Raw genomic sequence first — 26,910 nt, 5'->3', positions numbered from 1 at the left:
CAGACGTCTGGGCGACGGTGTGGGGCGAGCGATTTCTTTACGAATTGACATGTGCGAATTGCTTTCGGCTGGGCGCGGCCGACCTTTCCTATCTACAGGCTTGCCGCGGGCGCGAGGAGGTCGCACGCGCGGAGCGCGAGTCGCAGTTGCAACAAATCGTTGAGGATCGAGCCCATGTCAAGGAAGAGCAGGCACGGACAGGGCACGCAGCGACGCATCCAGGTACTGATTGGCGCGATCGTATTCTTTCTAATTGTGACTGCGGGGTGGTTCATTCACCAGACTCGGGCGGTCGCACGCCAGACTTCCCTTGCGTTGGTGTCGGCCGCGACGACGGCGAACGACGCGGGAATTTATGACCGCGCGATGCGCTTCGCCATGCTGGCAATGGGCAACGGTTGGCTCTCGCCGGGATCGGTAGAAGCAGAGCCTGAGCTTATGCGTGGCGCGCAAGCATCGATGCAAATTGCGTTGCTCAGCGGGCATCAGAATGCGGTTGATTCCGCCGTCTTCAGCCCGGACGGTAAGCGGGTGGTGACCGCGTCCTGGGATGGGACAGCGCGGGTGTGGGACCTGGCCACGGGTAAACAGATTGTGCAGTTCAGTGGCCATCAGAATCTGGTCTATTCTGCCGCCTTCAGCCCGGACGGCCAGCGGGTGGTGACCGCGTCCGCGGACAGGACCGCGCGGCTATGGGACGCGGCTACGGGCAAACAGATTGCGCAGCTCAGCGGGCATCAGGATCTGGTTTATTCCGCCGCCTTCAGCCCGCACGGCCGGCGTGTGGTGACTGCGTCCGCGGACAGGACCGCGCGGGTGTGGGACGCGGCTACGGGCAAACAGATCGCGCAGCTCAGCGGGCATCAGAAACCGGTCTTCTCCGCCGCCTTCAGCCCGGACGGCCGGCGCGTGGTGACCGCGTCCGCGGACAGGACCGCGCGGGTGTGGAATGCCGCGACTGGCCACGTGATCGCACAGCTCACCGGGCATCGGGAACCGGTAAGCTCCGCGGTCTTCAGCCCGGACGGCCGGCGCGTGGTGACAGCGTCCGATGACAAGACGGCGCGGGTGTGGGATGCGGCGACCGGCCAGGTAATCGCGCAGCTCATAGGGCATCGGGGACCGGTTTTCTCCGCCGCCTTCAGCCCGGACGGCCAGCGCGTGGTGACAGCGTCCGGTGACAACACTGCGCGGGTGTGGAACGCGGCGACCGGCCAAGTGATCGTGCAACTCACTGGCCATCGCGGACCGGTGAGCTCCGCGGTCTTCAGCCCGGACGGCCAGCGCGTGGTGACCGTGTCCGATGACAAATCCGCGCGGGTGTGGGATGCGGCGACCGGCCAGGTGATCGCACAACTCACCGGACACGAGGGGCCGGTGAATTCCGCCGCCTTCAGCCAGGACGGTCAGCGGGTGGTGACTGCGTCCCGTGATAGGACCGCGCGCACATGGGACGCGGCGATGGGCATCTTGCTGCTCGGAGGGCATCAAGGGTCAGTTATTTCCGCCGCCTTCAGCCCGGACGGCCAGCGGGTGGTGACCGCGTGCGCGGATAGGACCGCGCGGGTCTGGGACGCGACCACGGGCAAACGGATTGCGCAGCTCAGCGGACATCAGGGGGCAGTTTTTTCCGCCGCGTTCAGCCCGGACGGCCAACGGGTGGCGACCACGTCCGGGGATCAGACCGCGCGCGTATGGGACGCAGCCACGGGTAAGCAGGTCGCCCAGCTCGGTGGGCATCAGCGGTGGGTTTACTCCGCCGCGTTCAGCCCGGACAGCCAGCGGGTGGTGACCGCGTCCGCGGATAGGACCGCGCGGGTGTGGGACGCGGCCACCGGCAAACAGATCGCCCAGCTCGGTGGGCATCAGGGCCCGGTTGATTCCGTCGCCTACAGCCCGGACGGCCAGCGGGTGGTGACCGCGTCCTGGGACGGGACCGCGCGGGTGTGGGACGCGACCACGGGCAAACAGATCGCGCAGCTCAGCGGGCACCAGGATCTGGTTTATTCCGCCGCCTTCAGCCCGGACGGTCGGCGCGTGGTGACCGCGTCCGCGGATAGGACCGCGCGGGTGTGGGATGCGGCCACGGGCAAACAGATCGCCCAGCTCGGTGGGCATCAGGGACCGGTTTTCTCCGCCGCCTTCAGCCCGGACGGCCAGCGCGTGGTGACCGCGTCCGCGGACAGGACCGCGCGGCTGTGGGACGCGGCGACCGGCGAGGTGATCGCGAAGCTCACCGGACATCAGGGACCGGTTTTCTCCGCCGCCTTCAGCCCGGACGGCGGGCGCGTGGTGACCGCGTCCGCGGACAGGACCGCGCGGGTGTGGGACACGGCGACTGGCCAGGTGATCGCGCAGCTCCGCGGGCACCAGGGACCGATAAGCTCCGCCACCTTCAGCCCGGACGGCCAGCGGGTGGTAACCGCGTCCGCGGATCAGACCGCGCGGGTGTGGCCTATCCGATGGCTCATGCAGAAGCGAGGTCAGAGCCTGGCTAAAGCCGTGTGTAGGGAAAAGCTCGCGGGAGCAAACCTGCTCACAACCGATGATGAAGCTGCCCTTTCTCTCGTACGCGGGCGCCGGGGCGAAAATGTATGTGGATCGTAACTCGCCGACCGTTCGGAGCGAGCTGCCACGATACGTTTGGCCAGCGCGACCCATTGCTTTCCCATCTTCCTAACCAGCTTCACATCGAAGATGTGAGACAGACATACCCTCATGTCCTCCTGTGACAGATTCCTCTTTAGGCGCAGCAGTAACCCCGCCCCTTCCATCCAGGCGTGGCCGGCACGGCCACGCAGCCGCGCTCGCCGCGCGGCATCCCTGCCCGGTCAACCCCGAGGCATGGCATGCACCCGGCTCCCAGGTTCCCGCCCTGACCCCGCGACCGTAGCCGATAGCGGGCAGGCGTCAAGGGGCGAGGGACCGTGTCGCCCGCACCCCTCCCTCGCCTTTTTCCTTGACACCTACCCGCTATCGGCTCCCTGAGTCGCACGGGCACGAACCTGGGAGCCTGGCGGCAGCAAAGCCAACCCCGGGTTCCACCAGAAGGTGCCCAACCACAACGGCAAGGCACACGCCATCGCCCGGTCCGTGCCCTCAACCCTTTGCTGTGGAGATTGCCATGCAACTCGCCTCTTCTTTCCGTTCCGGTTCCCCGATCCTCCGCTCGAACGCGCCGCTCTCCGACGATCAGATCCACCACGTCGCCCCATCGATCTTTGCCGAAGGCAAGCACGACAGCCGCTCGGACCGCTACACCTACATTCCCACGATCGATGTATTGCGCGGCCTGCGTAACGAAGGCTTCGAGCCGTTCATGGTCTGCCAGACCCGCGTGCGCGACGAGAGCAGGCGCGAATACACCAAACACATGCTTCGCCTTCGCCGTGCCGACACGATCACCGGCGACGAAGCCAACGAAATCAACCTGCTCAACTCCCATGACGGCACGAGCAGCTATCAGATGCTGGCGGGCGTGCTGCGCTTCGTCTGCCAGAACGGCATGGTCGCAGGCGAGAACGTGGCCGATATCCGCGTGCCGCACAAGGGCAACATAGTGCAGAACGTCATCAACGGCGCATTCGATGTGCTCGACGGCTTCGACCTGATCCGCGAGCAGAAGGAAGGCATGCAGGCGGTGACCCTGAACCACGACGAGCAGACCGCCTTCGCGCGCTCCGCGCTCGCCCTGCGTTATGACCCGACCGACGCCACCACCCCCGCGCCTGTCACCGGGAACCAGTTGCTCTTTCCGCGCCGCTTCGAGGATCGCGACAACGACCTCTGGACGGTCTTTAACCGCGTGCAGGAAAACCTCACGAAAGGCGGACTGCGCGGGCGCTCGGCAAGTGGGCGTGCGATGTCCACCCGACCTGTGACCGGCATCGACCAGAACGTGAAGCTGAACCGCGCGCTGTGGATGCTCGCTGACGCCATGCGCCAGATGAAGGCATAACCCTCACCGGAGGGGTACGCCGACAGGCCACCCCTCCATTCATTCGATCAGGAGTCCTCTCCGGGTCAACTCCTGATCGGATCGAGTGAAGTGACCCGAAACCTGTCTTTTCTATCTGGAGCCGATCATGGAAGCCCAAACCGTTACCCAAGCCATCGAGACTACCGACGCCACGGAAATGCCCCTGCTCGAAAGCAACTTCGGCAACGAGCAGCCGGTTGTCGCCGTGCCCTATTCGTGCCTGCGACTCTCCCCGCTCAACACGCGCACAAAGCCGCTCACCGGGATTCCCGGCCTCGCGGACAACATCGCCGCGAAGGGACTGCTGCAGAATCTCGTCGTGCATGAACTGCGCGGATCGCGTGGCAAGCAGCGCAAGCTCGGCGCTCTGCGCGGGTCAGCGCCGCCATGCGGCACTTGATCTGCTGCACAAGGCCGGGCGCATCGGGGACGACTATGCTGTCCCTGTGCGGATTGTCAGCGAAGGCGAAGCGCTCGCTATCAGTCTCATCGAAAACAGTCAGCGCGAAGGTCTCGACCCGTTCGACGTGCTGCGTTCATTCAGGATGCTGGCCGGGGAAGGTCACGGCCCTGCCCGCGCGACTGGCCGACCTGCTACCGTGGCGGGTCGAGCAGGACCCCGGCACGACGCTGCTCGACCTGCTCGCCTTTTGCACCGGCACCCTGCTCGATGGGGTCACCGGCACAGATGGGCCGCACGCGAACAACGCCCTGAGCAACGTGCTGCAGCTCGACATGACACGGTACTGGACGCCGACCTGCGCCTCGTATTTCGATCACGTCAGCAAGGCGCGCATCGTGGATGTCGCCATGCAGTCGGCGTCGCCCAGGATCGCTCTTGGCCTGAGCAAGATGAAGAAGGGCGATGCCGCCGCGTCGGCGGAACCGCGGCTCGCAAAATCCGCGTGGCTCCCGGAAATGTTCACCGATCGGGATGTGCCGGTTTTCCACACCTTCGGTGTGGGAAGCGACACGGACGACGAAGACGACACCGGGGGTGATGGGGACGATGAGCAGGAGACGGAAGGGTCCGCTCCGGCTAACCATGCCGAGGAATCGGACGATCAGGCCAACGCCGTGAATGACGGCCCACGCCCCGCGTGGCCCTTCCCGACTGCAGCATCCATAAACAGCCATCCTGCAACACGGGACGCTGCATAACCCGTGAATCCCTCGCCCCGGCAACGGGGTGAGGCTTCTTCCCCTGTCTGTCACCGGCCCGCATATCCTGCCTGCGCGGCATGAACACCGGCCCACCAGCCAACGCACGCGCCCGCTCCCGTCGCCAATAGCAGGACAACCAGCATGCCTCCGAGCAGGCGGCGGAATGTGCGCACTATGTCACGCGTCGCCACCTGTCCCGCGCCAGCTACCTGGGCAATCGCGCCGTCCAGTCGCTCACGCTGCTCGCGCGAGGCGACAGCCGACACGCCAACGAGGCGGTTTCCGGCCACGCGCGCAATCTTGCCCGCTGCCCGTTCGGCCAGCACCGTCAGAGACTGGTCGCTCAATGTCGCCAGCACGGCCCGATAGCGCGCCTCGTGCTCCCGGGTCATTTCCTCAGCCAGCTTGATCGTCTCCTTGCAGCGCGCGAGCGCGTCACGATGCTGGCGCATCAGGGCGTCGGTCGCCGCCTCCGCTTCCCGGCGTACCGAATCGAAGCCGCCATTACCCGCATGCCGGATGCGCGTTGGCATCGCCTCATATAGCCGCACGTAGTATTCAAGCACGGCAATGACCGACCATAGCGCATCGTTGTCGCGCAGGTTCAGCGTGCCGGACATCCGGCGCATGCGCAGGAGGCTGGCGTCGTCGGGCACCTCGCCCGTGACGTCGAGGAACAGGCGGGCGAGCGCATCAGGCGACTTCGCCCGCCTGTTACGCATCGGCCGTTACCTTGGCAAACATGGCATCGCACAACGAACGCCAGCGTAATAGTTCGACCCGCTCGCCGATATGCATCGTCTCCGCCGCCTTGCGGATCGACAGGCGCTGACTGCGAAGCTCGTCGGCAGCGCGATCCGCGAGATCGGGAAAGTCCAGCGAATGACCGCGCGTTTCGACGGAGCGGCGAAGCTGCGACCCCTGATACAGGGTGAACTTGTCCGCCGGACCGAAATAGCCATTGCGCACGACGTTCGTCACCGCGTCCGGAAATGTCTGGCTGAAAGCGTTCAGCAGTTCAAGGCTGTCGCGTTGCCGGTTGATCACCCACAGGACAACAAGCTGGCGTCGAAGCTCGCCAAGCGCACCGGCCAGTGTCGCACCGAATTGCGCCACGCCCGTCTGAATCCGCGCCGCCGTGTTGACGACGATTGCAGCGTCCCGGTGCTCGTCGCAGAAATTGACGAGGCCGATCCAGCCGTTTGCATCATCCAGGTTATATGCGATGCAATGCATCTCGTCCCGAACCGCTTTCATCACGTCCGGATTGGAGGTATCGGTTTCCGCCAGGGCCGCATGAATCTCCCGCCGTAGCAGATAATCGGCCAGCGCGAGCGCAACAAAACTCTTGCCCACGCCGCCCTTACTGCCGCCAACGAGATAGATGGGGTAAGTCCGCGTATCCATTTGGATCCTCTAAAGGTTCTCGGTGTCGGGCGTGATCTCAAATGAGAACGCGTCACGCATCACCATGGCCCCCGGCTTGTTGACTACCTTTTCCCCATCCTGCCTTTGATTCTTGCGGGCATTTTCCGCACGCTGTACGTTGCCCTGGTTTATTTTCTTCGCGCGAGGCGATGGTGCGGCATCGCCTCGTGCACATTCTTTTACCGCCTGTCGGGGTGGCTTGCTTTTCTTCGATGGATATAACGCGTATTTGACAGAGCCAACGCTAAATTCGACGCCCTTGCCCCTTGCATGCTCAACGATTTCTTCCAGCGTATATCCCTTTTCCCTCACCGCGCCGATCACCACCCGCATCTCTTTCATCGCATCGGTAATCGGGACGCGCTGCTCGGCCTCCGGCTTAACAGGCAGTGATTCGAGAGAGTGGACAAGCTCATCCCATTGCGCACGTGTATAGCTCTTCGCAACCGGCATGAGTCGCTCCATCCCGCTTTCTTCACTTCATCCTGGTCACTCAGGAAGACGCCGTCAATACCCGCTTTTAGCCAGAATTTCGCGACCGGAACACCATGGAATCAGCGGGATCGCATCGGAATAAAAGAAAAATTCTGGACGCGTCGGACGCGAGCAACGGACCCCGATAGATATCTTGAAAAAGTTTGGAAGAGATGCAGGCAGACATCACGACTGCGCCGACAGCAACACGACAAGTTCGCAGACTTTTCCTCTTACCCTACAGACTCGCGACAGCCCGCCTGCATAACCTCGGGAACGACCGCACGGATTTTGGAAACAGAGCAGGCTGCCGAAGCCGGATCGATCTCATGGATTCGGAGCATGCGATTGCCGACTGCAGCGGCAAGCCTCGAGGACATCCGGCATTCAGCCATCCACCATGGACCGGACTACCACGCAGGAATCGTCCTGCACTGTATGCAGACTCGATCAATCGACATCACGGACTCACGATGGGCAGTATGCAGTCCAGCAAAGGAAAGCCAGCAGACTCAGGGGTGTCGCCCGCGAACTCCCCCCGGCTACCTCGCGGAAATTCACGGCCGACCTCGCCGAAAACGTTTAGATCGGGGCATTAAAAACAACATAAAAACGAGGGATGGCAGGATAGGCTATCGCCGGTTTTAGCCATCAAGCACACTAGGGCTCATCAATTTCTATTCGTAACGTTCGATATGTAAGTCGGCAACACACCTCCTCAGGCCCACAACTGCCGGAACGCTATCGTACGCCGTGATCTGGAGCGATACGAATCGAACTGCTTCGCTAGATACGCAGTGAGAGGGCTGCGGCAAGAAAATCCGTCGCGCTGCGTACGCGTGTAGGTACGAATCGGCGCTTGGGCCAGATCAGGCTGACGTCTCTGGGTGCGTTCACGAATTCGTCGAGAACCGTGACCACATCCGTGTGCCGAAATTCACCGACGAGCGAGGCTCGACGAAACATGCCAATGCCGACGCCGGCCAGCACGCCGGCCACGATCGTTTCAACGCTGTTAGATGACAGATTGCCGCGATTTTTTTTTGGCCCTAGCCTCAATGTATGAGACCAAGGATTCCATTATGGCGGACCGAATCCTGCGATCGATAGACACGCTTCGGCTACGCAAAGAAGCGCGTCATATGCAGTTGGAGGAGGTACTGGCCGAGGCGATGTACGAGCTATGGTCAGATCCGACTCGGCGGCCTGCTTGACGTCTAACAGCCATGATGGCTATGGGTACGCTTCGGTTTGCTAAAGACAACTGGCGACGGGAAGACGCCGCGCATCCGTTGACGCATTATATCGATGAGGCCTTCGATCTTCTCGACCACCAGTCGAAGCAATGAAGGTCGCCGTGACAGCCAAGCGTCTGAGAACGCAGGCAGCTAAAGTCCCAATCCGGTAAGGAATGCATCGATCTGCCGCTCGAAACGAGGCCGGTCGTAGTCCACCAGCGCCATACGCCAAATGCCCTGCAGATAGGTGACGACAACTGATGCGGTAACGTGCGGATCCAGCGTTGCAGGCAATCGACCCTCGTCTCGATCCTGGCTCAGCCGCTCGACGAGACGAGCGTGAAAGCTTCCCAGGCCATCCTCGACAAGCTTGCGCAGCTCGGGCTCCGACAGCACCTCTTCGGAGGCCATCGCCGCCATCATGCAGAGCCTCGACGGCGTGGACGGATTGTCGAGGCAGTCGAGCACCACACCGAACAGCGCGTGAATCCCCCGGCTAGCCGTCGGCGCGCTCATCAGGGCCTGCCCGCGCTTGCGCCCCTCCGTCTCTTCATAGCGTCTCACGCACGCCAGATAAAGCTGCTTCTTGCTCTTGAGGGTGTTGTAAAAGGAGCCTTCGCCGATGTCCATGATCTTCAGCAGATCGCGCAGCGACGTGCCGGCATAGCCGCTCTTCCAGAACAGCCACGTCGCCCGCTCCAGAGCCCGATCGTAGTCGAATGCAATTGTTCGTGCCATGCCGCCATCATAGCTTATTTGTAGCAGTAGCTAAAAATTGCATTGACAGGCTGGGCGGGCGTAAACGATATTTGTATCGACCGCTACAAACAAGCTTGTGGCGAAACATCGAGGCGCGCCGAACGTCAAGGCGGACGCGCCCTTCTCAACCCTGTGCCCGGCGATGTCAGCCGGTCATTTACCGTGTCAACGAATACAAGGAGCACGTCATGTCGGTCAAACAGGCCTCGTCGGAATACAAGGCAATGGTTCACGAAAAGCTAGGCGAGAAGTTCAATATCATTGCCGGCGATATGGAGCGTGTCCGTGCATCCGGCGCGATCGATGGCGCGTTGAAGAGCGGACAATCCGCACCGGACTTCACGCTGCCCGACGCGTTCGGCAATCAGGTCTCGCTCAAGACTCTGCTGGCCAAGGGGCCGGTGGTGATCAGTTTCTATCGCGGCGAATGGTGTCCGTTCTGCGATCTCGAACTACGCGGCTTGCAAGAAGCACTACCGAAGATCGAAGCGCTTGGCGCAACCCTGATTGCCATCTCTCCGGAGAAGCCGGATCACGGCATCGTGGCAACCGAGAAGAGCAAGCTGACGTTTCCGGTCCTCAGCGATTACGGCAACGCGGTGGCACGGCAGTTCGGCATCGTGTTCCGGGTCGGGGATGAGTTACAGGCGTTTTCGAAGAACGTCTTCAAGAACGATATCGCGCTGCGTAACGGGGAGGATTCGTACGAACTTCCGGTTCCGGCAACGTATGTGATCGATGGGGCCGGCGTCATTCGCTTCACGCATGTCGACGTGGATTACATGACAGGTCGAGCGGAACCCCATAAGGTGGTCGCCGCGCTGGCAACCTTGAAATAAGCTCGATCGATCCTGAAAACGGATCCTGTCAATGAGACGGGACCCGTGCACTGTTCGACGACACGATCTATAGATGACGTCGACAGGAAAGCGAGGCAGCTTTACACAAGTTGCCTCGGCAGAGAAACGCACACGTACCAGAAGTTCGCCCCTGGATCCCATCACCACGTCACCTCTTGGTACGGCTCGCCTTGTCAATCCATCATCTTGTCTCGCGTATCGCCTGTAATGAGTCGCGTGCTGCGCCGGTAGGTGAGATACGCCCAGAGCCAATCGAGAATGACGATGGCCCGGTTCCGTCCGCCGACCAGAAAGGCGATATGAGTTGCGCCCCAAAACCACCACGCGGGCTCCCCCCATACGCAAAGCCTGCCGATCTCGGCAACGGCCGCCTGACGCCCGATCGTGGCAAGACTGCCAAAATGCCGGTAGCGAAACGGCGGCGGTGGGCGCCGCCCCGTCAGACTGGCCACGATCACGCCAGCCACATACCGGCCCTGCTGTTTGGCTGCCGGCGCGAGACCAGGAACAACTGCGCCGCGCCATCCCAGACAGGACGCGGTATCGCCAATCGCATAGATCCGTTGCAGAGCCGGCACGGACAGATCAGCGGCGACGGCAAGCCGTCCTGACGGATCAGTGGTCTGATTCAACCACTGAGCAGCGGGCGATGCTGCAACGCCCGCCGCCCATAGAACGGTACGGGCGGCGATGCGCTGCCCGCCAATGTCGACACCCTCGCGGTCCACTCCCAGCACCCGGGTGTCGAGCCGGACCTCGACCCCGAGCGCTTGCAGTGAGCGTTCTGCGGCGCTGGATAGCGTAGCGGTGAAAGTGGGCAGGATCCGCGGACCCGACTGCAACAGGATCACGCGAGCAATGGCCGGATCGATCATGCGGTATTCTTCGGCCATCCCGTGCCGGGCCAGTTCGGCGATGGCTCCAGCCAGTTCGATGCCGGTGGGACCGCCGCCGACGATCACGAAAGTCAGCCACGCGGCACGCTCGGTCTCGCTCGCTGCGCTTTCGGCTTCCTCGAACGCCCGCAAGAGGCGGCTGCGCACGGCGGTCGCATCTTCGATACTCTTGAGTCCTGGTGCAAAAGGCGCCCAGCTGTCCTTGCCAAAATAGCTGTGGCGAGCGCCCGTCGCCAGCACCAGATAGTCGAATTTCATGGGTAGCACGCCGATGTGTACCTCGCGCGCGGCCGCATCTACCCCCGTCACCTGCCCTAGCCTGACCTGAACGTTGCGCTGACGCCGGAACAGGCTGCGGATCGGCGTGGCGATCTCGGCGGGCGACAGCGCGGCCGTAGCCACCTGGTAAAGTAGCGGCTGAAATAGATGATGGTTGCGCTGGTCGATCAGCGTGACCCGACAGCGCGCATTGCGCAATCCCTGCGCGGCTGCGACGCCGCCAAAGCCTCCCCCGACCACAACGACATGAGGCAGGTTTTCCGGGACAGGATCGTCTTCCTGCGACTCACTGCCCGTCCACCGGCCAAACAGCCAATCGAGGGAGAAGACGCCACCGCCCGCGACCATGAGCACAAAAAGCAGAAGCAGGACTGCCAGCCGGTCGTCCGTCGACATGGCGATACCAGCCACTGGAACCATTACCGCGATGAACAGCGCGGCAAACCGCGTCGCACAGCCAAGCACCAGCGCCAACGCGAGCGCCGCCCCACACCACGCTGGATGGACAAGAGATGTCGCCGCGGCGCCCAACATCCCTTCCTGCAACCACGAACCAACCGGTAAAACGAAGTTAACGAGTGAAGCGGCAAGCCCGGCACGCATGACAAGCTGCAGAAGCGGGCCTAGGTAACGTTCGAGCGAGACATAAAGCCCACGCGTGAGCCTTATTGGGCGAAATGGGATCCATGACAAACCGCGCCCCAGAAGATTGTCCAGCGACATGGCCCCCGCCCCGCTTACGATGAGCCACGAAAGGAGCGCGAGTTTGGCTCCCTGTGCGCCCACGGCCAGCGCACCGTGACTGTCTGCGATTGTCTCAATGAGCAGCACCAGCGCAACAGGACGAGTCAGCAGCCCCATGGTAAGCAGCAACGGAACCACACTGTGCAGCGCTGCATCGAGCCCGGACGGGACGCGCAGGTCGCCGGAAAACAGACCACCGTGAGGGCTTTCTGCCATCGTCATGATCTGGTGCACGAAGACGACCTGCCCAAACCAGATCCGGGCAAGCAACAGCAACCAGGGCATGCATAGCACGCGCAGCGCGAGGCCGAAACCGCAGGCACGTTTAAGGGTCTTTCGTAACATAGGGATAGATAGTCCAAATATCCATGAACGGCCCGGCGCTCCACTGCGGACAGAGAACAGACCGCCGGACGGAGGCACGGGGTAGCGTGATGGCCCAGGACAGCAAGTCAGCCGTAGCGCCTGCCCGTGTCTGGCTCCCCGCCAGACGGTCAACGGCTCTCCGAGACCATAGCGTCGACATCCGACTTATAGTTCGTCCCCGGCAGGCAGAAGGTTACGGTCGCTGAAGAATTTCTCTTTGGCGCTCAGATGCCAGCCCGCAGGAGAACTCGAGTGCGCAAAATCGTCCTGTTCGCTTAGCAATGCAAAATAATCATGCCAAACTCAGGTCGCCAAATCTGTCTCGAAGCTGGGGCCTCGCCTGCTGCGCTGGCAATCGTGCTTCAACAATGCGATATACGTCAGTTTAGTGTCGGATTTGCACCGCCGCTAACACGGCTGTTGCCTACTGCACATCTATGCCTTCCTCAACTAATCAAACGGCAGATGTCATCGCTCCACAGGTCGAAAGCAAAAAAAGCGATTTCCCTGTAACCAGACATCTACCGCCGGCGAATTAGATCACGTATCCATCACGGGTACCCTCTATTCCAATTACTGGAGAAATTTAATGTCCACAAAGATCACGGTCAGTTCCACCCTGCTCGCCGGCGTTGTCGCGAGCCTGCTTGCATCAGTCGCCCACGCAGCGCCGCTCACGCAGGCCGAAGCCAGCGCTGCCGTCGCCGCACACAAGGAGAAGTGCTACGGCGTTGCCCTGAAGGGGCAAAACGACTGCGCCGCCGGTCCCGGCACCACGTGTCAGGGCACTTCCGCGATGGATTTCCAGGGTAACTCGTGGAAGTTCGTTCAGGGCAGCACCTGCACGAGTATCGAAGTGCCGGGTGGCGGCCACGGCTCGCTCACCCCGTTGAAGTCCTGATTCGGCGAGCGACAGGAGGAACGGGACGGCCATGGGCAATTCCACGATGACAACGGCAGTTGGCCAAACAGACCGCCCCCCTTCACGCGACACCTGGCGCCCAGGGGCTCGCAGGGACCCGTTTCAAGCATGAGCACCTGTCTGCGAGTATGGCCTGCGCGATTGCGTTACCAGGCGGCTTATGCAGCGCGCAGGCAAACCCGGCCGGAAGCACGATGACTCACCGAGCGAATTCGCACAAAATGGCGGGTGGCCCGATCAGGACTACGTCGCCCGGACGGAGCCTACCGCCTGACATCCGGTTACCGGAACCGCTCTTGCAGGAATGTCGAAAGCGAACCCAAGGCAGCATCGGTAACGATGCTCCGGACAGTATCAGTGCCCTTTGAACAAATCGAGCAACTGGTCTTGCAATTGCATCATTTCGCGCTCGTGCTTCATCTCCATTTGAGACATTGCGTCTTGATGGTCCATCTCCATCTGCATCATTTTCTGTTGGATGTTGATGGCCTGAGTCCGTTGTTCGGGCGTCAGCTTGTCCATCATCATTTGATAGTCCTGCGGCATCAGATAGGTACCGCTGCGCCCGATTCCCTCAGCATGCACAGATCCCGCGGCTATGGAAAGCCGGGAACATTGCGTACAAGATGATTTTTCGAATCGTTTTCATTGGATCTCCAGTTTCATGTTTTCGTGACGCAAATTTAGGATGACTATATACAATACCTGCTTTATTCCGGCCGCAACCTGGTATGTTCGTACTACGGGCCGCGCCTCCCGTCAGGATCTTTCGTGCCCGTATTACTACCTCGAACAGATTGAACCTCGACGATCAGTTTGCCTTGCTATTCCCTACCGTCCGTTTAGTGACGGGTGAAATTCGGTGTGCCGCCAGGCCCATAGGGATCGGGATTACCGAAACGCGGGATGGTACCGTTCATGCGAGCGTGAGCCAGTTCCTCACGCACCTGCTCCCGAGTCTTCGGACCTTGATTCGATCCTGCCGCCATTGAGTTTGCGTCAGGGGGCTGCACAGATTGCGCGCTCGCCAACGCCGACATGCCGAGAGTTGCCACGGCCACGATCATCACCAACTTGTTCGCTTTCATCATTGCTCTCCCAAAGGGATATTGATCAGGCTGCCCAAATGCCAGCCAACCCTGGCGTTCCAGGTATCCTGAGTTCCTGGCGTCGGTCGCTCAAGCACAGGCTTCTGCCTGCGCTTCATACGGTATTTCGCCTATTTACCCGGATTGGTTACAGGACACACAAAAAATAAGTTTGGGGATCAGTTACGCGGCGTCATGTGCCGGTGTGGACGTGAATCACTCGTACGCGATCGGGTGAAGACCCGCAACCAGATACATGGTTTCCTGCTGGAGTTCGGCATTTACCTTGAAGTTGGCCACGCCGTCATCACGCACCTCTGCGCAGCGCTGGCTGAACACAGTTTGACCTTCCAACGGTCCAACTCACCAGTTCAGCAGCCGGGGCCCGAGCGCCACGCCAGCAAGCGTGGGAGTCAGCATGCCGAGGAGATACCAGACGGCCCAGAATGGCGCGCCCATCTCGGGGCAGTGGAAACAGTAAGCAACTGCTGCAGTCGCTCCCGCCAGCAGGCCGCCTGCGGCGCCGGCCAGCCTGGGACGCGTGGGAGCCAGACCTCGCATCGCCCAGAACACCGTGATGAACACTGGCACTGAAAGCAACGCGATATTACGCGGGCATACGCGCCACGTATTGCCCATTACCAAGGGCAAGCGCGCGTTGGGAGGGGTCAACCACAACAGGATGAGCGTCGCAATCCAGACGGCGAGCACTGGCGCAGCAAGCGCGGCCCACGCGCGGCCTACCGCCATTCCTGGCCGGGACAGTCGCGCCGTCGCCAGCAACGCAGCGAGTGTGAGGCACAGAGGCAGAGCCAGCTTGATCCAGAACAGCGGCGTCTTCATCGCCGCGCCGATATCGGGGCGAACGCCATAAACGATTGCCATGAGCACCGTGGAACCGACACCGCCGCATAACATCGCCCAGCTGAATCGCTTTGCCGACACGTTATGATCGATAGCGGGCACCCCCGCGGCCAGCAGTGAAACAAGATTCTCTGTCTTCATGATGCCCCTTGAAACTTCAGTGCCAATGCTTTCAAACCGCGGTGCACGCCAACTTTGACCGCCGACTCCGACAGGCCGGTGAGCTTTGCGGTTTCAGTCACCGACAGCCCCTCCAGCTTCACGTGCAGAATCGGCAGGCGCTGGCGATCGGGCAACTGTTCGAGCAGCTTGCTCAGATCACGCCGGGCCTCCGCCGGTTCGACATCGGATGTAGCGAATATCTCGAGCTCGTCGTCAAGCGGCATGTGCAACGCTTCCCGGCGCGATCGCGCGCGGAAAAAGTCCGCCAGTTTGTAGCGGGCGATCGCATACACCCAAGCCGTCAACGGCTGGTCTGGACGGAAGGTATGGCGTCCATTATGCACTGCCAGCAAAATCTCCTGGACCAGGTCCTCGATGTCGTCTTGCAGATAGAAAAGACGCTTTCTCAGGAACCCGCGCAGATGCCCGGTCAGGTCGCCGAGAAATGCATGATAAGCCGCCGCATCCCCATCCAGGCCACGTACGAATAGAGCCTTCAGTCGCTCTTCGACGGGACGCGCCGGTCTATCTTCGGTAGTTCGGTTCATTGCGAGTTCTGGTTAAAGTTCGCGCGAAATAAGCCGCGCGAAAAACATTTACGCGGGTAGCGGACAGATGTCTTTCTCCTGGAGGTGTGGTGAAAAAGTCTCACGCCCGGCCTCCAGCGGCGAGTCTGTCGAGAACCGGAAGCAGCTCGGCGGGGTCGGGGCGTTTCGTGCAGTCCGGACTCACCTCGGCGTAAGCGATGATGCCGTTCTTGTCGATTATGAACCTCGCCGGCATCGGGAGCGTCCACGAGGGGTCGTCGTTTGAATGACGACAGGTCGACCCCGAACATGGTCAGGTACAACTCGACGAGGTAGTCCGGTAACGCGACGCGCAGCCCATAGTCTGCCGAAAGTTCACCATGCGGGTCTCCGAGTATCGGGAAACTGAGACGGTTCTCGCGGATCGTTCTGCGACTATTGACCCCGGTTTGCGGCGAAACCGCCATCAGGCTCGCGCCCCGGACGACGATATCGGGGAGTGCTGCCTGCAGCGCCTGAAGATCCAGATTGCAGTATGGGATCCACACGCCGCGATAGAACGTCAGCACCAACGGGCCGTCGGCAATCAGCTTTCCCGAACTGACCGGCCGGTGGTCCGGGTCCTTCAGGACAAAACGCGGCGCAACGTCGCCGACCCTTTTTGCTCGCTCAGCAAGGCCAGATTCGATTAGCTCGTCGGTCGCCCGCTGGAGCGTATCGACGACCGAACGACGCACATTGTAAGGAGGTAGCCCGGACTCGAGTGTCGCCTTGAAGGCATCGAGACGTTTCTGCAATGACATGACAGGGTTCTCCGATTCGACGTGTGCCCACCGCTCGACCTACGGCGGAAAGGCAGGGCTGTACCTGACTACGCTTGTTGTCGCCCGCCTGGTTGGTCGTCTTAACCACAACTCTGCATCCGATTAACCCTAAGTGGGTTCGTTGATCGATGAAACGGACACTTACCTTCCCTCCTATAGTCGGGGCTCGGCGCCAAAGATGACACAAGATATAACCTGAATTATTCCGCCTTCCCGGTATTCCCAATAACAACAGATGCCTCTCTTCCAGCAGCTTCTTAAGACATGAAGAAAGACGTCGCGAACCGTCCCAACACCTTTTTCAATACTCGCCCGAACACCAACTCCTCACGGGGGAGAGTTGCGCGTTCGGAGGCAACCGCAAGTCTCTGGACATGTGACGGAATCAGTCGGTTCAACTGCTGCTCACGCCGGGATCAGCGCTTGATTTCAACTCTCATCGCTCACTCAAGATGGAAATTTCGGCGCAAACCGGGTGACCTTTGCAGCTAACGGCTTCAAATTTCAAACCGTTGAACCAAATGGTCCTTGTCGCAAAGCCCTACCGGAAGGCCGAGAACACTGAAAACACGTCGGCGGCGCTGCCGAAGTCCGAAATACGAATCTGGATACTTCAGGATAAGGCTTCATTTCCAGTGACATCCGAATCATTGGCGTCAGACTGCCGTCCGCACGCCCTCTGTATCGACTGCAAAAAGCGATGACGCTAACCGCGCGCCTTCGGGCGCGAGCGCGTTTGCTTTGCGCGCCGGTTAGGCGAAAGGTGGCGAGCGTCAGTTACCATCACTTTCAGTTCGCGAAAGGCAAGATCAAGACGCCCGGCGAGACTAAAACCGGGATCCTCGAACCAGGAAACCGTGGCGTAAACGAACGCAGCCACGCCGGTGCGTGCTGCGAGATCAGCTTGCAGTTCCTCGACACCTCGCGCCTTCAATGCTGCTGTCAGTGCATCGGCCAGCGCGGCCATTTTCGCCAATTCACGTTCTTGAAGCGCGGGCGCGTCGGTGATGACCTCGTGCCGGGGCGCGGAAAATGGCCGATTGTCTTCAAGCATGGGTTGGACCGACCGAAACGCTCGATACAGTGTCGATTGGACCGAGATCGTCGGGCGCGTTAGCTATAGAAGCAGCCAAGGCTTCTCGTAGCCTAGCCTCGCCAACAAACAACACCTCCTTCTTGTCTTGAAAACAACGAAAGAAGGTCCGCTCCGTCACACCGGCCAGTGCGGCGATCTCGGCAGCCGTAGTGCAGTCGTAGCCGCGCTCGCGGAAAAGCTCCAGCGCTCCCCGTTGCAGCCGCATACCGACCTCATCCTGTTCAATCGGCCGGCAGGTAGGAGTGCCAGCGCAATTCCTTACCGCCGGACAGGCGACGGCCCATTTCGGAAACCTCGCGACGTTTGTCGCTGGCAACGGCCCGGCCACAAGTGAAAAGACAAGAGCGGTACTCGGATGGGAACCAAGGGAAATGGGTCTTATCCGAATATCGACCGACCGAACTATCACGAATGATCGGCCTTGTTTCGACCAGTCCGACATGCCACTCGAAGCACCGCAGTGTTGTGAAGCAAAGCCATTGCCAGGAGACAGGGCGGCCATCCGGCCTTGCAGGCACAGCCGGAATCACGCCGAATCGATCTGGAACTCCCCGTTAGACATTGCTTCCCATAAGGCAGGTAGCGGGGTGCACCCCATTGCCTGCCGTAACCGTCACTGCCCGAAGTGCCAGGCCAGCGCTGCATGCCGGTGGCTCGAGGCGCGCCGGGCCGATCTGCTGCCTGTGGAGTACTACCAGGTAGTCTTCACATTGCCCGCCGCCATCAGCGCGATCGCCTGGTACAACAAGGCGGCTAACTCTCGCGATGGCACAATTGCCGTCGCGGCGCTCATGCCAGTGAAATACCCTCATTTTCCGCGTCTGAGCTTGCGGACTACGCTTGACTGGCTGAGCCCCAGCATCTTCGCGACTTCACGCGTATTGCCATGTTTGCGCAACGCATCTTCGATTAACCGGCGCTCGAAGCGTTCCACCCGCTGGCGAAACGTGTTTGGCTCCTGGTCCAGCACATCGACCGGCAGGACGCCATCAAGGAATTCAGGCCCGATCACGTCGGTCTGGCTTGTCACGACGAGCCGTTCGACCACGTTTCTCAGTTCACGGACGTTGCCTGGCCAGTCATAGGTGAGCAACAACGCAATCGCCTGCTCGGAGACCTTGCGGCGCAACATGTATCGCTCATTGAATTCGTCGACGAACTGCAGCACGAGCGGAGCGATGTCGTCTCTGCGTTCCACGAGCGCCGGCACTGTGATCGGCACGACGTTGAGCCGGTAGTACAGGTCGTCGCGAAAGGTGCGTTCCAGCACCATCGCCTTGAGATCACGGTTCGTCGCCGCAATGACGCGTACGTCGACGGAAATCGACTTCGTGCCGCCCAGCCGGACGATGATGCGGTCTTGCAGGACTTGCAGCAGTTTGACCTGCAGATCAAGCGGCAGATCGCCGATTTCGTCCAGAAAGAGCGTACCGCGGTGCGCCAGTTCGACCAGTCCGGTTTTGCCTTGCCGCTGCGCACCGGTGAAAGCGCCGGGCTCATAGCCGAACAGTTCCGACTCGAGCAGCTCGCGCGGCAGCGCGCCGCAATTGATCTTGATCAGCGGTCCGTTCGCACGGAAACTTTCCCGATGGATGAGCCGCCCAACCACGTCCTTGCCGACACCCGATGGACCTGCAATCAGCACTGTGGCATCAACTTTGGCCACGCGCGCCGCGAGGCTCGCGACGCGCTGCATCGGTTCGCTGCGTAGAACGAGGCCCTCTACCTTCAGGTTTTGCAAACGCAGCGCTTCGATCTCCGCGTCCACTCGCTGCAAGTCCGCCTTCGCCCTGGCGAGCGCATCCTGAAGCTGGATCAACTCCGTCGTGTCGCGCGAATTGATGATCACCTTGCGCACGTGGCCAAGCGTGTCGAACAAGGGGATGCCCGTGACCATGATGGTCTTGCCGGTATGCGTTTGCTGCGTGGTGGAAATGCGCTGCCCGGTTCTGGCGACCTGCTGCGCGACCACCGGCCGGATCCAGCCCTTCTGCTCAAACTCGGACACATGCCGGCCTATCATGTCGGCCGCCTTCAGGTCGTAGTTGCGCTCGCAGCCTTCGTTCACCATCAGCGTCATGCCGCGGCCGTCTGCAACGAAGATGCCGTCAAACGAATGGCGAAAAATCTCTTCGAGGTCCTGGCACAACTGACGCAGCCGCACGATCTCGGGAAACGGGATTTCCGAATCGCTCCCTGGCATCAGCAGCACCAACGCCGATTCGCCCGACGCATGCACGCCGATGTAGTAACAGGTGCCCCCCAACTCCATCCGCGCAGCCACCTGATCCGTTCCGGCAGCGCGCATCGAACCAAGTGCGGCGAGTGCCCCGTGAATCACGCCCGGATCTCGCGGATCCCTCGCCATGCCGTCGCGAACCACGGCGTTATGCCACTCGATCCGTCCATCCCGGATCACCGCGACGCCAAGCGGCAAGTCATCCAGCGTCGCCATCAAGGCCCTATTGTCCATACGCCATCCGCGCTTTTCGAGGATCCAGCATACACCAGCTCCGCCAGATATCTGCACACGGTCAACGCCGCCAAATCCCGAGTCAAATCTGAATCAGCCGCCATCAAAACTGGTTCGCTTAACGAGCCTTAAGCAGTTTCAGCGGTTGATCGTGAGGGATCGGATCCGGGCACTCACGTGCGCCGCACCGCCTCTCAGGCCTTTAGCGCAAACACCGTGCGGTCTGCGCGCGGTACGCCTGCTGCCTGCTGGTGCGGACCTTGCTCTTTGCAGAACGCGGGCCGAACTGAACAGCGGGTGGTCAGCCACCTCAACCGGCCCGCGTACGCGGACACATCTACAAATGCATGGAGACATAGATGATCGAACTCTCGCACGACCCGCATCCGCCGCAAACTCCTCCGCTAGTCCCGTTGCGCATCGATGAAGGATCCTCGGTGCCAGTCTCGGCGGTAAATTCGATGAGCTTCCGGGCGTTGGTCAGCGCAAAAATCCGCGTCGTCGCGCCGCTGCTGGGTCTTAGCCTTCTCTTCATCCTGGGCACCGCGCTGCTCGCCGGCTATAACCGCCCGCGGATGGCGCAGAAAGTGGTGGGAGCGTTTAACGTCGGATATCTGCTCGTGTTGCTCATGTACGGATTGAGCTGGGCGGCCGCCTGCATCTATGTCTATGCAGCCAACAACCGGTTCGACACGCAGGCTGCACTGGCGGCCGACGATGCACGCCGCCGGAGCCGGATATGAAAGCGATGACTGTCGGCATCTTTCTGCTCATTCTCATGCTCACACTCGCCATCACATGGTGGGCCGCGCGCCGCACGCACACCGCCAGCGAGTTCTATGCCGCGGGCGGTAACCTGTCAGCGCGCGCCAACGGCTTTGCGCTGGCGGGCGACTGGATGAGCGCTGCGGCCTTCCTCGGCTTTTCAGGCCTCGTGTCGCTGTATGGCATGGATGGTTCCCTCTATGCAGTGGCTGCGCTGGTCGCTTTCCTCGTTGTACTGATGCTCATCGCGGAGCCGGTTCGAAACACCGGCCGCTTCACTTTCGGCGACGTGATTGCGGAGCGCATGCGCAGCCGTCACGCACGGCTTGCGGCCGTGATCGGCACAGTCGTCGTCAACCTGGCGTACATGGTCCCGCAAATGGCCGGTGCGGGCGCGCTGATCAAGCTGCTGCTCGGTATTCCGTATGATCTGGCGATCGTACTGGTCGGCGTCGGCATGATGGTGTACGTGCTGTTCGGCGGCATGATCGCGACCACGTGGGTGCAGATCGTCAAGGCGGTTCTGTTGCTCATCGCGGCAGTCGTATTGGTACTGATGTTGCTCTCGGCCGTACATTTCAACGCCCTGACGTTGTTCGCGTCGGTGGAGCATCTCTACGGCCCACGCATGCTCGTCGCAGGCGGCTACTTCCATCACCCGCTCGATCCCCTGTCGCTTTTCCTGTCGTTTGTCTTTGGCGTGGCGGGCCTACCTCACATCATGACACGCTTCTATACGGTGCCCGACGCGCGGACCGCACGCAAATCCGTACTTTGGCTAATGTTTCTCGCGGGTAGCTTTTTCCTGGTCACAACACTAATCGGCTTTGCCGCGGCCACCTTCGTCGGACAGGATGCGATCCGGGCAGCGGACGCGGGCGGCAACCTTGCGCTGCCGCTGCTCGCGCAATATCTTGGCGGCGGAGCCGGAACGCTCGGCGGTCAAATCTTCCTCGCCTGCATATGCGCAATCGCATTCGCGGCGATCCTCGCCGTTGTCGCCGGCCTGACCCTGGCATCGTCCGGAGCCATCGCACACGATCTTTACGTGAACGTGATAAACGACGGCAAGATTGGCGAAGCGGAACAGGTTCGCGTCGCGAGAATCGCCACCATCGCGGTGGGCGCCCTGGCTGTGCTGCTGGGGATGCTCGCGCAAGGCATCAACGTCGGCGTGCTGGTCATTCTCGCGATTGCAGTCGCGGCATCGGCCAACTTCCCGGTGATCCTGCTGTCAATATTCTGGCGACGCTTCAATACGGCGGGCGTGATTGGCGGGATGGCGGTTGGGCTTGCCTCGTCAGTAGTCCTCGCCTTCATCGGGCCCGCGTTTCTCAAGGGACACGCCATCTTCCCGATCGTGAATCCGACCATCCTCAGCATGCCGCTCGGATTTGTGGGTGCATGGGCCGGCACCATGACGACGAGTCGCCAGGGGCGGCGAGCCGCCCGTGAAGCGCACGAAGCGCGCTTCGACGCCTTCGTGTTCAAAGCACACACGGGCTTCGATCCCGAGCATGAGCGCACAGCGAAGTAACCCGTTCAACCCTTTTTGGCCGCACAGCCGATCCCGCGTCGGCCTTCCTGAATCTATCCTGGAGAAACAATATGACAATCATCAAAGGCATCGTTTTCGACCTGTACGGCACGCTCTACGACGTGCATTCGGTCGCTCGCCGTTGCAGCGAATACTTCCCATGCCGAGGGCTCGAAATCAGCATGATCTGGCGGCAGAAACAACTCGAATATACGTGGCTGCGCAGTCTGATGGGACATTACCTCTCCTTCGAGGAAGCAACCGACGATGCACTGCGCTACACCTGCGGCCACCTGAAGCTAACGCTCAAGGATGACGTACGGGCCACTCTCTGCGACGAGTACCTGAAAATCCAGCCCTATCCGGAGGTGCCCGCGGCACTCGCCGAACTTCAGGCCATGGAGTTGCCGCTGGCGATCCTGTCTAACGGCTCGGTGCGCTCAATTCACAGCGTGGTGAGTCATTCTGGACTCGAAGGGCGCTTCGCTCATCTGATCAGCGTGGAGCACGTCAAGGTGTTCAAGCCACATCCTGACGTGTACGCGTTGGCGGAAGACACGATGGGGCTGCATCGGTCGGAAGTCCTGTTCGTGTCGTCAAACGCGTGGGATGCCTCCGGGGCCCGCCATTTCGGCTATCCAGCCTGCTGGGTCAACCGGGCCGGCGGCACATTCGAGGAACTCGGCCAGCAACCCGACCATGTGGTGTCGCGGCTGGACGAACTGCCGCTACGGCTCGGACAGGTGGTCCCGCGCTAACAGAGGATCGGCGCTCGCGAGGTTGCGCACGCGCCAGCCGGGAGAGATCCAACACCACCGCCATTGCCACACTTGAGCGCCCTAACGGATCGTTTATTTTCGGAAGGTGTAACCCGATCGAGGCCCGCGTCGAACTAGCATAAGGACTGCGTCAGCAAGCGCTGCGAGACAGGTTGAGGCGTCCTGCTCATGCTTTCATTTCAACGACACAGCTGGAGATCTGGATGAAACTAGTCCGCAACATTGCAGTGTGCGCGTTTTCCGCGCTCGTCCTTGCGATGGGCGCCGTTCAGGGGGAAGGTATTCGCCGTAGAAACGCGCCCGTTGGAAAGGGTGTGCGCCCCTAACGCAGTTACTGAGGGAGCTTGATCAAGAGGTTCCTTAGTTTTCTCTTCGGGCTGTCATATCGCCTGCTCCGCCGCGACCGATGCATCAACGATGCTCACCAGGAGTCAACTCATGCTAGCCCGTCTGCTTGGTTTCATTTCGCTGCTTGTGGCCCTCCCGGTCGTCGCGGCAATGCCCCGACCCGTGGTTGTCGAACTGTTTACGTCCGAAGGCTGTTCATCCTGTCCGCCGGCTGACGCCTACCTGTCGGAGTTAAGTCAACAGCGAAGCGACATTCTCCCTTTGGCTTTCCACGTAACCTACTGGAACGGCCTTGGGTGGAAGGACCCGTTTTCCCTCGATATCGCCACTCAACGTCAGGCTGAATACGCTCGACGCTTCGGCGACGGCTCCTACACCCCTGAAATGGTCGTCGACGGAACAACCGGCTTCGTGGGTTCGGACCGCTCAACCGGCGAGGCCGCGATTCAAAAAGCGAAAGACGCCGATTCAACGGCCATGCCGGTATCCGCCGTGCGCAAGGGCAACGCCATCACCGTTTCAGTCGGTGCGGGCTCCGGAAGCGCGCAGGTGATTCTGGTTGGTTACGACGCGCAGCATGTGACCTCAGTCGGGCGTGGTGAAAACGGCGGGCGAACGCTGAAAGAGTCGAACATCGTTCGTTCGTTTCAACCGATTGGCCAATGGATGGGCAAACCGGTGATGTTCGAAGCGCAGATACCCGCGGGTGAGAAGACCGCAATCCTGCTCGAAGCACCGGACGGACATATTGTCGGCGCGGCCCGCGTGACAGATGAGCCTTGAAGTGGTTTCGCTCCGTCCCGGACGGACGGCTTGTGAAAACCCGACGCACCTATCCGCTTTTCGACGAGGAGCAAGCGATGCCCCGATTCACTCGCATTGGCGCCTTCTTTGTCCTAGTCGCAACGCTTGTTCTTGCTCCATCGTTTGCGGCTCGTGCGGCGTCCTCGAACTGGACTGGCGATCAGCGCGCCCGTGTACGCATCATCACAGCAACCAACGGCGTACCGGGCAGCACGCTGCAGTTAGGTGTCGAGTTCCGGTATCCGGACGGGTGGCATGGTTACTGGCGCACGCCTGGCGATGCCGGCATTGCACCGATTTTCGACTGGTCTCGGTCCCGGAATGTTGCATCGGCATCCGTGTCCTGGCCAGCGCCGTCCCGCCTCGTTGTTTCGGGTCTGCAAAACAGTGTCTATACGGGCGATTTCATTCTGCCGGTGAGCCTTAAGCTGGACCATCCGCACGCGGCGACCCGCATTGCGCTGACTCTCGACTATGCGAGTTGCGCGGATGTCTGCGTGCCCGAACATGCAGAGGTGGCGCTCACATTACCGCCGGGCATGGACGGACCATCAAGCGAAGCCGCAGATATTGCCACAGCGGCGCAAGGGGTGCCGCAAACGCCCACAGAGGCCGGAATCGGCGTGGTGCATAGCACGCTGGAGCAAACCTCCGCCGGCCGGCGCTTGGAGGTCGATCTTCGCAGCGAAGGCACCCCGTTTCGGTCGCCCGACCTGTTCGTCGAAGGAGCTGAGGCCGGTCTGCCCGCAGCGCCGCAGGTACACCTTTCAAACCACGGCCACCGGGCTGCACTGGAAGTCGAACTGCCACCTGCCGGTGCAGCGAAAGACCCGCTGCGCCTGACCGTGGTGGACGGATCCAGAGCGACCGAGTTCATGGCCGCACCAGTCATCCCCACGGGAGACGACGATCACGGCATCGTCGTCATTCTGGCCTTGGCTCTTCTTGGCGGCCTGATTCTGAACTTCATGCCATGCGTGTTGCCCGTTCTTTCAATCAAGGTTTTCTCGGTGGCGAAAGCCGCAGGCACCGAACGCCAAACGGCAAGGCGGGTGGCGCTCGCGACGGCACTGGGAATTGTCACGTCATTTGGATTGCTTGCAGTCGTGCTGTCGGTGCTCAAACTCGCGGGTGCGTCACTTGGTTGGGGCATACAGTTCCAGCAACCGTGGTTCCTCGCAGGCATGGCGGTCTTCACAACGCTGTTCGCTGCAAGCTTCTTTGACTGGCTCCCGATCGGTCTTCCGCCAATCCTTTCCGGAGGTGCAAGCGGTGCAACGAGTCGGGGGCCGATTGTCGAGGCGTTCGTGGGCGGCATGCTTTCCACGCTTCTAGCGACACCGTGCTCGGCTCCGCTCGTCGGTACTGTGGTCGGCTTTGCGTTGGCACGTAGCCCGCTCGAGATTACGGCGGTGCTTCTCGCACTTGGGGTAGGAATGGCACTTCCGTTCCTGACGTTGGCGCTCGCTCCGTCGCTCGTGACGTTGCTTCCGCGACCCGGCCAATGGATGATCCAGTTGCGCAAAATCATGGGCCTACTGCTCCTCACGACTTCGGTCTGGCTGATCGTGTCGTTGTGGAATATCGCGGGTATGGAAGCCGCGTCACTCGTCAGTATCGTGCTGATTGCCATTCTCGCCGTGCGGGCCGTCGTTACCAGATTGGGAAGCCTGCGGACCAACCGATGGTCAGGCGCGACGACTGCGCTCCTTGCGTGCAGTGCCATTGCAATTGCCTCGCTTACCCCTTCCGGAGCAGCAGACCGAAGCGCTCCACCCTCCGAATGGCAAGCGTTCGATCCAAATGCAATCAGCCCGCTGGTCGCCAGCGGCAAGACTGTGCTCGTCGACGTAACGGCAAGCTGGTGTCTCACCTGCAAAGTCAATGAGCTGTCTGTTCTGGACACGGCTGTCGTGCGCACTCGGCTCAGACAGGACAATATCGTGCGCATGCGAGCCGACTGGAACCGGTATAACCCCGGAGTCCTCGCCTACATTCAGGATTTTGGTCGTTTTGGCATTCCGCTCGACGTCGTATATGGGCCTCGCATGCCACAGGGGCAATTGCTGCCGGAGGTCTTGCAAACTTCGACGCTCTTCCGTGCGCTCGACAATGCCACCCCCCCGCAAACGGCGAAGAGCCATTCGTCCGCCAGTTGACATGGCACAATTTCTTCAGAAGCTTTTCAAACGTACGACCACCTGAAGGTAAGGGCTCGTTGAGATAGGGGTGTAAGCCGCCACATGTTTCGAGTGGGCGCCTGGACTCAGGAAAGTCTCCCCCATGTCCTTCGTACATGGTTTGCCCGCTCATACAGAAGCGGGCGCTTTTGCCGGCAGAGTTTTTGTGGGAGGAATGATTTGCCCGATGTGAGACGCCTTGAACCCAGACCTGCATCGTGGCCCGATCCGCAAGTGCCGTTCTGCGGCCCGGTCGAAATCGGACAACACACATTCCTTCAGATAAGCGCAGGTCAGTACGCCGGTTGGGAACCGCGTCGCCGTCGCAAATAAATAACCTCCTCGTTCGTGTAA

The 26,910-nt window shown here is 61.0% G+C and carries 24 protein-coding genes and 3 pseudogenes; 13 read left to right on the top strand and 14 right to left on the bottom strand.

The window, feature by feature from the left end; all coding sequences use genetic code 11:
- The first annotated feature begins 174 nt into the window (after positions 1–174).
- From B0G69_RS13800 to B0G69_RS13790, 4 genes are all read left to right on the top strand, one after another.
- Positions 175–2,607 carry a WD40 repeat domain-containing protein gene (locus B0G69_RS13800; protein WP_241991324.1) on the top strand — a complete coding sequence of 811 codons (2,433 nt, stop codon included), beginning with the start codon at positions 175–177 and terminating at the stop codon, positions 2,605–2,607.
- A 517-nt stretch (positions 2,608–3,124) separates the two neighbouring features.
- Positions 3,125–3,958: a DUF932 domain-containing protein gene (locus B0G69_RS13795; RefSeq protein WP_121317732.1), complete on the top strand. Its 834-nt coding sequence runs from the start codon at positions 3,125–3,127 to the stop codon at positions 3,956–3,958.
- 127 nt (positions 3,959–4,085) lie between these two features.
- Entirely contained in the window at positions 4,086–4,379 is a 294-nt protein-coding gene (locus tag B0G69_RS42955; RefSeq protein WP_347232471.1) for a hypothetical protein, read from the top strand.
- Between the two features lie 35 nt (positions 4,380–4,414).
- Positions 4,415–5,140: a hypothetical protein gene (locus B0G69_RS13790; protein WP_347232470.1), complete on the top strand. Its 726-nt coding sequence runs from the start codon at positions 4,415–4,417 to the stop codon at positions 5,138–5,140.
- A 50-nt stretch (positions 5,141–5,190) separates the two neighbouring features.
- Here B0G69_RS13790 and B0G69_RS13785 read toward each other — a convergent pair whose 3' ends face one another.
- From B0G69_RS13785 to B0G69_RS13765, 5 genes are all read right to left on the bottom strand, one after another.
- On the bottom strand, positions 5,191–5,865 hold the full coding sequence (locus tag B0G69_RS13785; RefSeq protein WP_121317730.1) for a hypothetical protein: 675 nt from the start codon (positions 5,863–5,865) through the stop codon (positions 5,191–5,193).
- Entirely contained in the window at positions 5,858–6,550 is a 693-nt protein-coding gene (locus tag B0G69_RS13780) for a protein mobD (RefSeq protein ID WP_121317728.1), read from the bottom strand. Before B0G69_RS13780 ends, B0G69_RS13785 begins: the two co-directional genes overlap by 8 nt.
- A gap of 9 nt (positions 6,551–6,559) precedes the next feature.
- Entirely contained in the window at positions 6,560–7,024 is a 465-nt protein-coding gene (locus B0G69_RS13775; RefSeq protein WP_121317726.1) for a hypothetical protein, read from the bottom strand.
- 807 nt (positions 7,025–7,831) lie between these two features.
- On the bottom strand, positions 7,832–8,104 hold the full coding sequence (locus B0G69_RS13770) for a LysR substrate-binding domain-containing protein (protein ID WP_277873539.1): 273 nt from the start codon (positions 8,102–8,104) through the stop codon (positions 7,832–7,834).
- A 329-nt stretch (positions 8,105–8,433) separates the two neighbouring features.
- Positions 8,434–9,021 (bottom strand): TetR/AcrR family transcriptional regulator, encoded by a 588-nt coding sequence (locus B0G69_RS13765; RefSeq protein WP_121317724.1) that lies wholly within the window; start codon positions 9,019–9,021, stop codon positions 8,434–8,436.
- Between the two features lie 95 nt (positions 9,022–9,116).
- Here B0G69_RS13765 and B0G69_RS13760 point away from each other — a divergent pair, with 95 nt between their 5' ends.
- Positions 9,117–9,881, top strand: coding sequence for a peroxiredoxin-like family protein (locus tag B0G69_RS13760; protein ID WP_199731208.1), 765 nt, complete (start codon positions 9,117–9,119; stop codon positions 9,879–9,881).
- Positions 9,882–10,075: 194 nt separating this feature from the next.
- On the opposite strand, the gene B0G69_RS13755 is transcribed toward B0G69_RS13760, so the two are convergent.
- Positions 10,076–12,166, bottom strand: a complete 2,091-nt coding sequence (locus B0G69_RS13755; RefSeq protein WP_121317720.1) for an FAD-dependent oxidoreductase — start codon at positions 12,164–12,166, stop codon at positions 10,076–10,078.
- Between the two features lie 610 nt (positions 12,167–12,776).
- Between B0G69_RS13755 and B0G69_RS13750 the strand changes: the two genes are divergently transcribed.
- Positions 12,777–13,088 carry a DUF2282 domain-containing protein gene (locus B0G69_RS13750; protein ID WP_121317718.1) on the top strand — a complete coding sequence of 104 codons (312 nt, stop codon included), beginning with the start codon at positions 12,777–12,779 and terminating at the stop codon, positions 13,086–13,088.
- A 375-nt stretch (positions 13,089–13,463) separates the two neighbouring features.
- On the opposite strand, the gene B0G69_RS41010 is transcribed toward B0G69_RS13750, so the two are convergent.
- The gene (locus B0G69_RS41010) at positions 13,464–13,637 is read right to left on the bottom strand and encodes a hypothetical protein (RefSeq protein ID WP_158608939.1); all 174 of its coding nucleotides are present in this window, start codon (positions 13,635–13,637) and stop codon (positions 13,464–13,466) included.
- A 314-nt stretch (positions 13,638–13,951) separates the two neighbouring features.
- The gene (locus B0G69_RS13740) at positions 13,952–14,200 is read right to left on the bottom strand and encodes a DUF4148 domain-containing protein (RefSeq protein ID WP_121317714.1); all 249 of its coding nucleotides are present in this window, start codon (positions 14,198–14,200) and stop codon (positions 13,952–13,954) included.
- 207 nt (positions 14,201–14,407) lie between these two features.
- On the opposite strand from B0G69_RS13740, the pseudogene B0G69_RS13735 reads away from it, so the two are divergent.
- Positions 14,408–14,542: pseudogene (locus B0G69_RS13735) on the top strand (IS110 family transposase); the annotation flags it as partial.
- Positions 14,543–14,560: 18 nt separating this feature from the next.
- Here the strand turns inward: B0G69_RS13735 and B0G69_RS13730 are convergent.
- The 5 genes and pseudogenes from B0G69_RS13730 to B0G69_RS41395 all read right to left on the bottom strand — a co-directional run bounded on the left by B0G69_RS13730 (position 14,561) and on the right by B0G69_RS41395 (position 17,875).
- Positions 14,561–15,202, bottom strand: coding sequence for a DUF1109 domain-containing protein (locus B0G69_RS13730; RefSeq protein ID WP_121317712.1), 642 nt, complete (start codon positions 15,200–15,202; stop codon positions 14,561–14,563).
- Positions 15,199–15,771 (bottom strand): sigma-70 family RNA polymerase sigma factor, encoded by a 573-nt coding sequence (locus tag B0G69_RS13725; RefSeq protein WP_121317710.1) that lies wholly within the window; start codon positions 15,769–15,771, stop codon positions 15,199–15,201. The genes B0G69_RS13730 and B0G69_RS13725 overlap by 4 nt, the downstream gene beginning before the upstream one ends.
- Before the next feature lie 100 nt (positions 15,772–15,871).
- A pseudogene (locus B0G69_RS13720) lies at positions 15,872–16,553 on the bottom strand (peroxiredoxin-like family protein).
- Positions 16,554–17,280: 727 nt separating this feature from the next.
- Complete coding sequence (locus tag B0G69_RS41400; RefSeq protein WP_199731206.1) at positions 17,281–17,628, bottom strand: hypothetical protein; 348 nt, start codon at positions 17,626–17,628, stop codon at positions 17,281–17,283.
- Positions 17,621–17,875 (bottom strand): helix-turn-helix domain-containing protein, encoded by a 255-nt coding sequence (locus tag B0G69_RS41395; RefSeq protein WP_199731204.1) that lies wholly within the window; start codon positions 17,873–17,875, stop codon positions 17,621–17,623. The genes B0G69_RS41400 and B0G69_RS41395 overlap by 8 nt, the downstream gene beginning before the upstream one ends.
- Before the next feature lie 394 nt (positions 17,876–18,269).
- On the opposite strand from B0G69_RS41395, the pseudogene B0G69_RS13710 reads away from it, so the two are divergent.
- Positions 18,270–18,422, top strand: a pseudogene (locus B0G69_RS13710) (transposase zinc-binding domain-containing protein); the annotation flags it as partial.
- A gap of 56 nt (positions 18,423–18,478) precedes the next feature.
- Here B0G69_RS13710 and B0G69_RS13705 read toward each other — a convergent pair.
- On the bottom strand, positions 18,479–20,143 hold the full coding sequence (locus tag B0G69_RS13705; protein ID WP_121317708.1) for a sigma 54-interacting transcriptional regulator: 1,665 nt from the start codon (positions 20,141–20,143) through the stop codon (positions 18,479–18,481).
- Positions 20,144–20,502: 359 nt separating this feature from the next.
- On the opposite strand from B0G69_RS13705, the gene B0G69_RS13700 reads away from it, so the two are divergent.
- From B0G69_RS13700 to B0G69_RS13680, 5 genes are all read left to right on the top strand, one after another.
- Complete coding sequence (locus tag B0G69_RS13700) at positions 20,503–20,886, top strand: DUF485 domain-containing protein (protein WP_121317706.1); 384 nt, start codon at positions 20,503–20,505, stop codon at positions 20,884–20,886.
- The gene (locus B0G69_RS13695; RefSeq protein ID WP_121317704.1) at positions 20,883–22,445 is read left to right on the top strand and encodes a cation acetate symporter; all 1,563 of its coding nucleotides are present in this window, start codon (positions 20,883–20,885) and stop codon (positions 22,443–22,445) included. The genes B0G69_RS13700 and B0G69_RS13695 overlap by 4 nt, the downstream gene beginning before the upstream one ends.
- Positions 22,446–22,516: 71 nt before the next feature.
- On the top strand, positions 22,517–23,203 hold the full coding sequence (locus tag B0G69_RS13690; RefSeq protein ID WP_121317702.1) for a haloacid dehalogenase type II: 687 nt from the start codon (positions 22,517–22,519) through the stop codon (positions 23,201–23,203).
- A 459-nt stretch (positions 23,204–23,662) separates the two neighbouring features.
- Positions 23,663–24,355: a DUF1223 domain-containing protein gene (locus tag B0G69_RS13685; RefSeq protein WP_121317700.1), complete on the top strand. Its 693-nt coding sequence runs from the start codon at positions 23,663–23,665 to the stop codon at positions 24,353–24,355.
- A gap of 32 nt (positions 24,356–24,387) precedes the next feature.
- Entirely contained in the window at positions 24,388–26,535 is a 2,148-nt protein-coding gene (locus B0G69_RS13680) for a protein-disulfide reductase DsbD domain-containing protein (RefSeq protein WP_147440728.1), read from the top strand.
- The last annotated feature ends 375 nt before the right edge of the window (positions 26,536–26,910 follow it).

Origin of the sequence: Paraburkholderia sp. RAU2J (genome assembly GCF_003634845.1) — a bacterium.
Taxonomy (GTDB): Bacteria; Pseudomonadota; Gammaproteobacteria; order Burkholderiales; family Burkholderiaceae; genus Paraburkholderia; species Paraburkholderia fynbosensis.
Note: the sequence above shows the minus strand (reverse complement) of the source record. Positions and strands in the feature narration are given on the sequence as shown.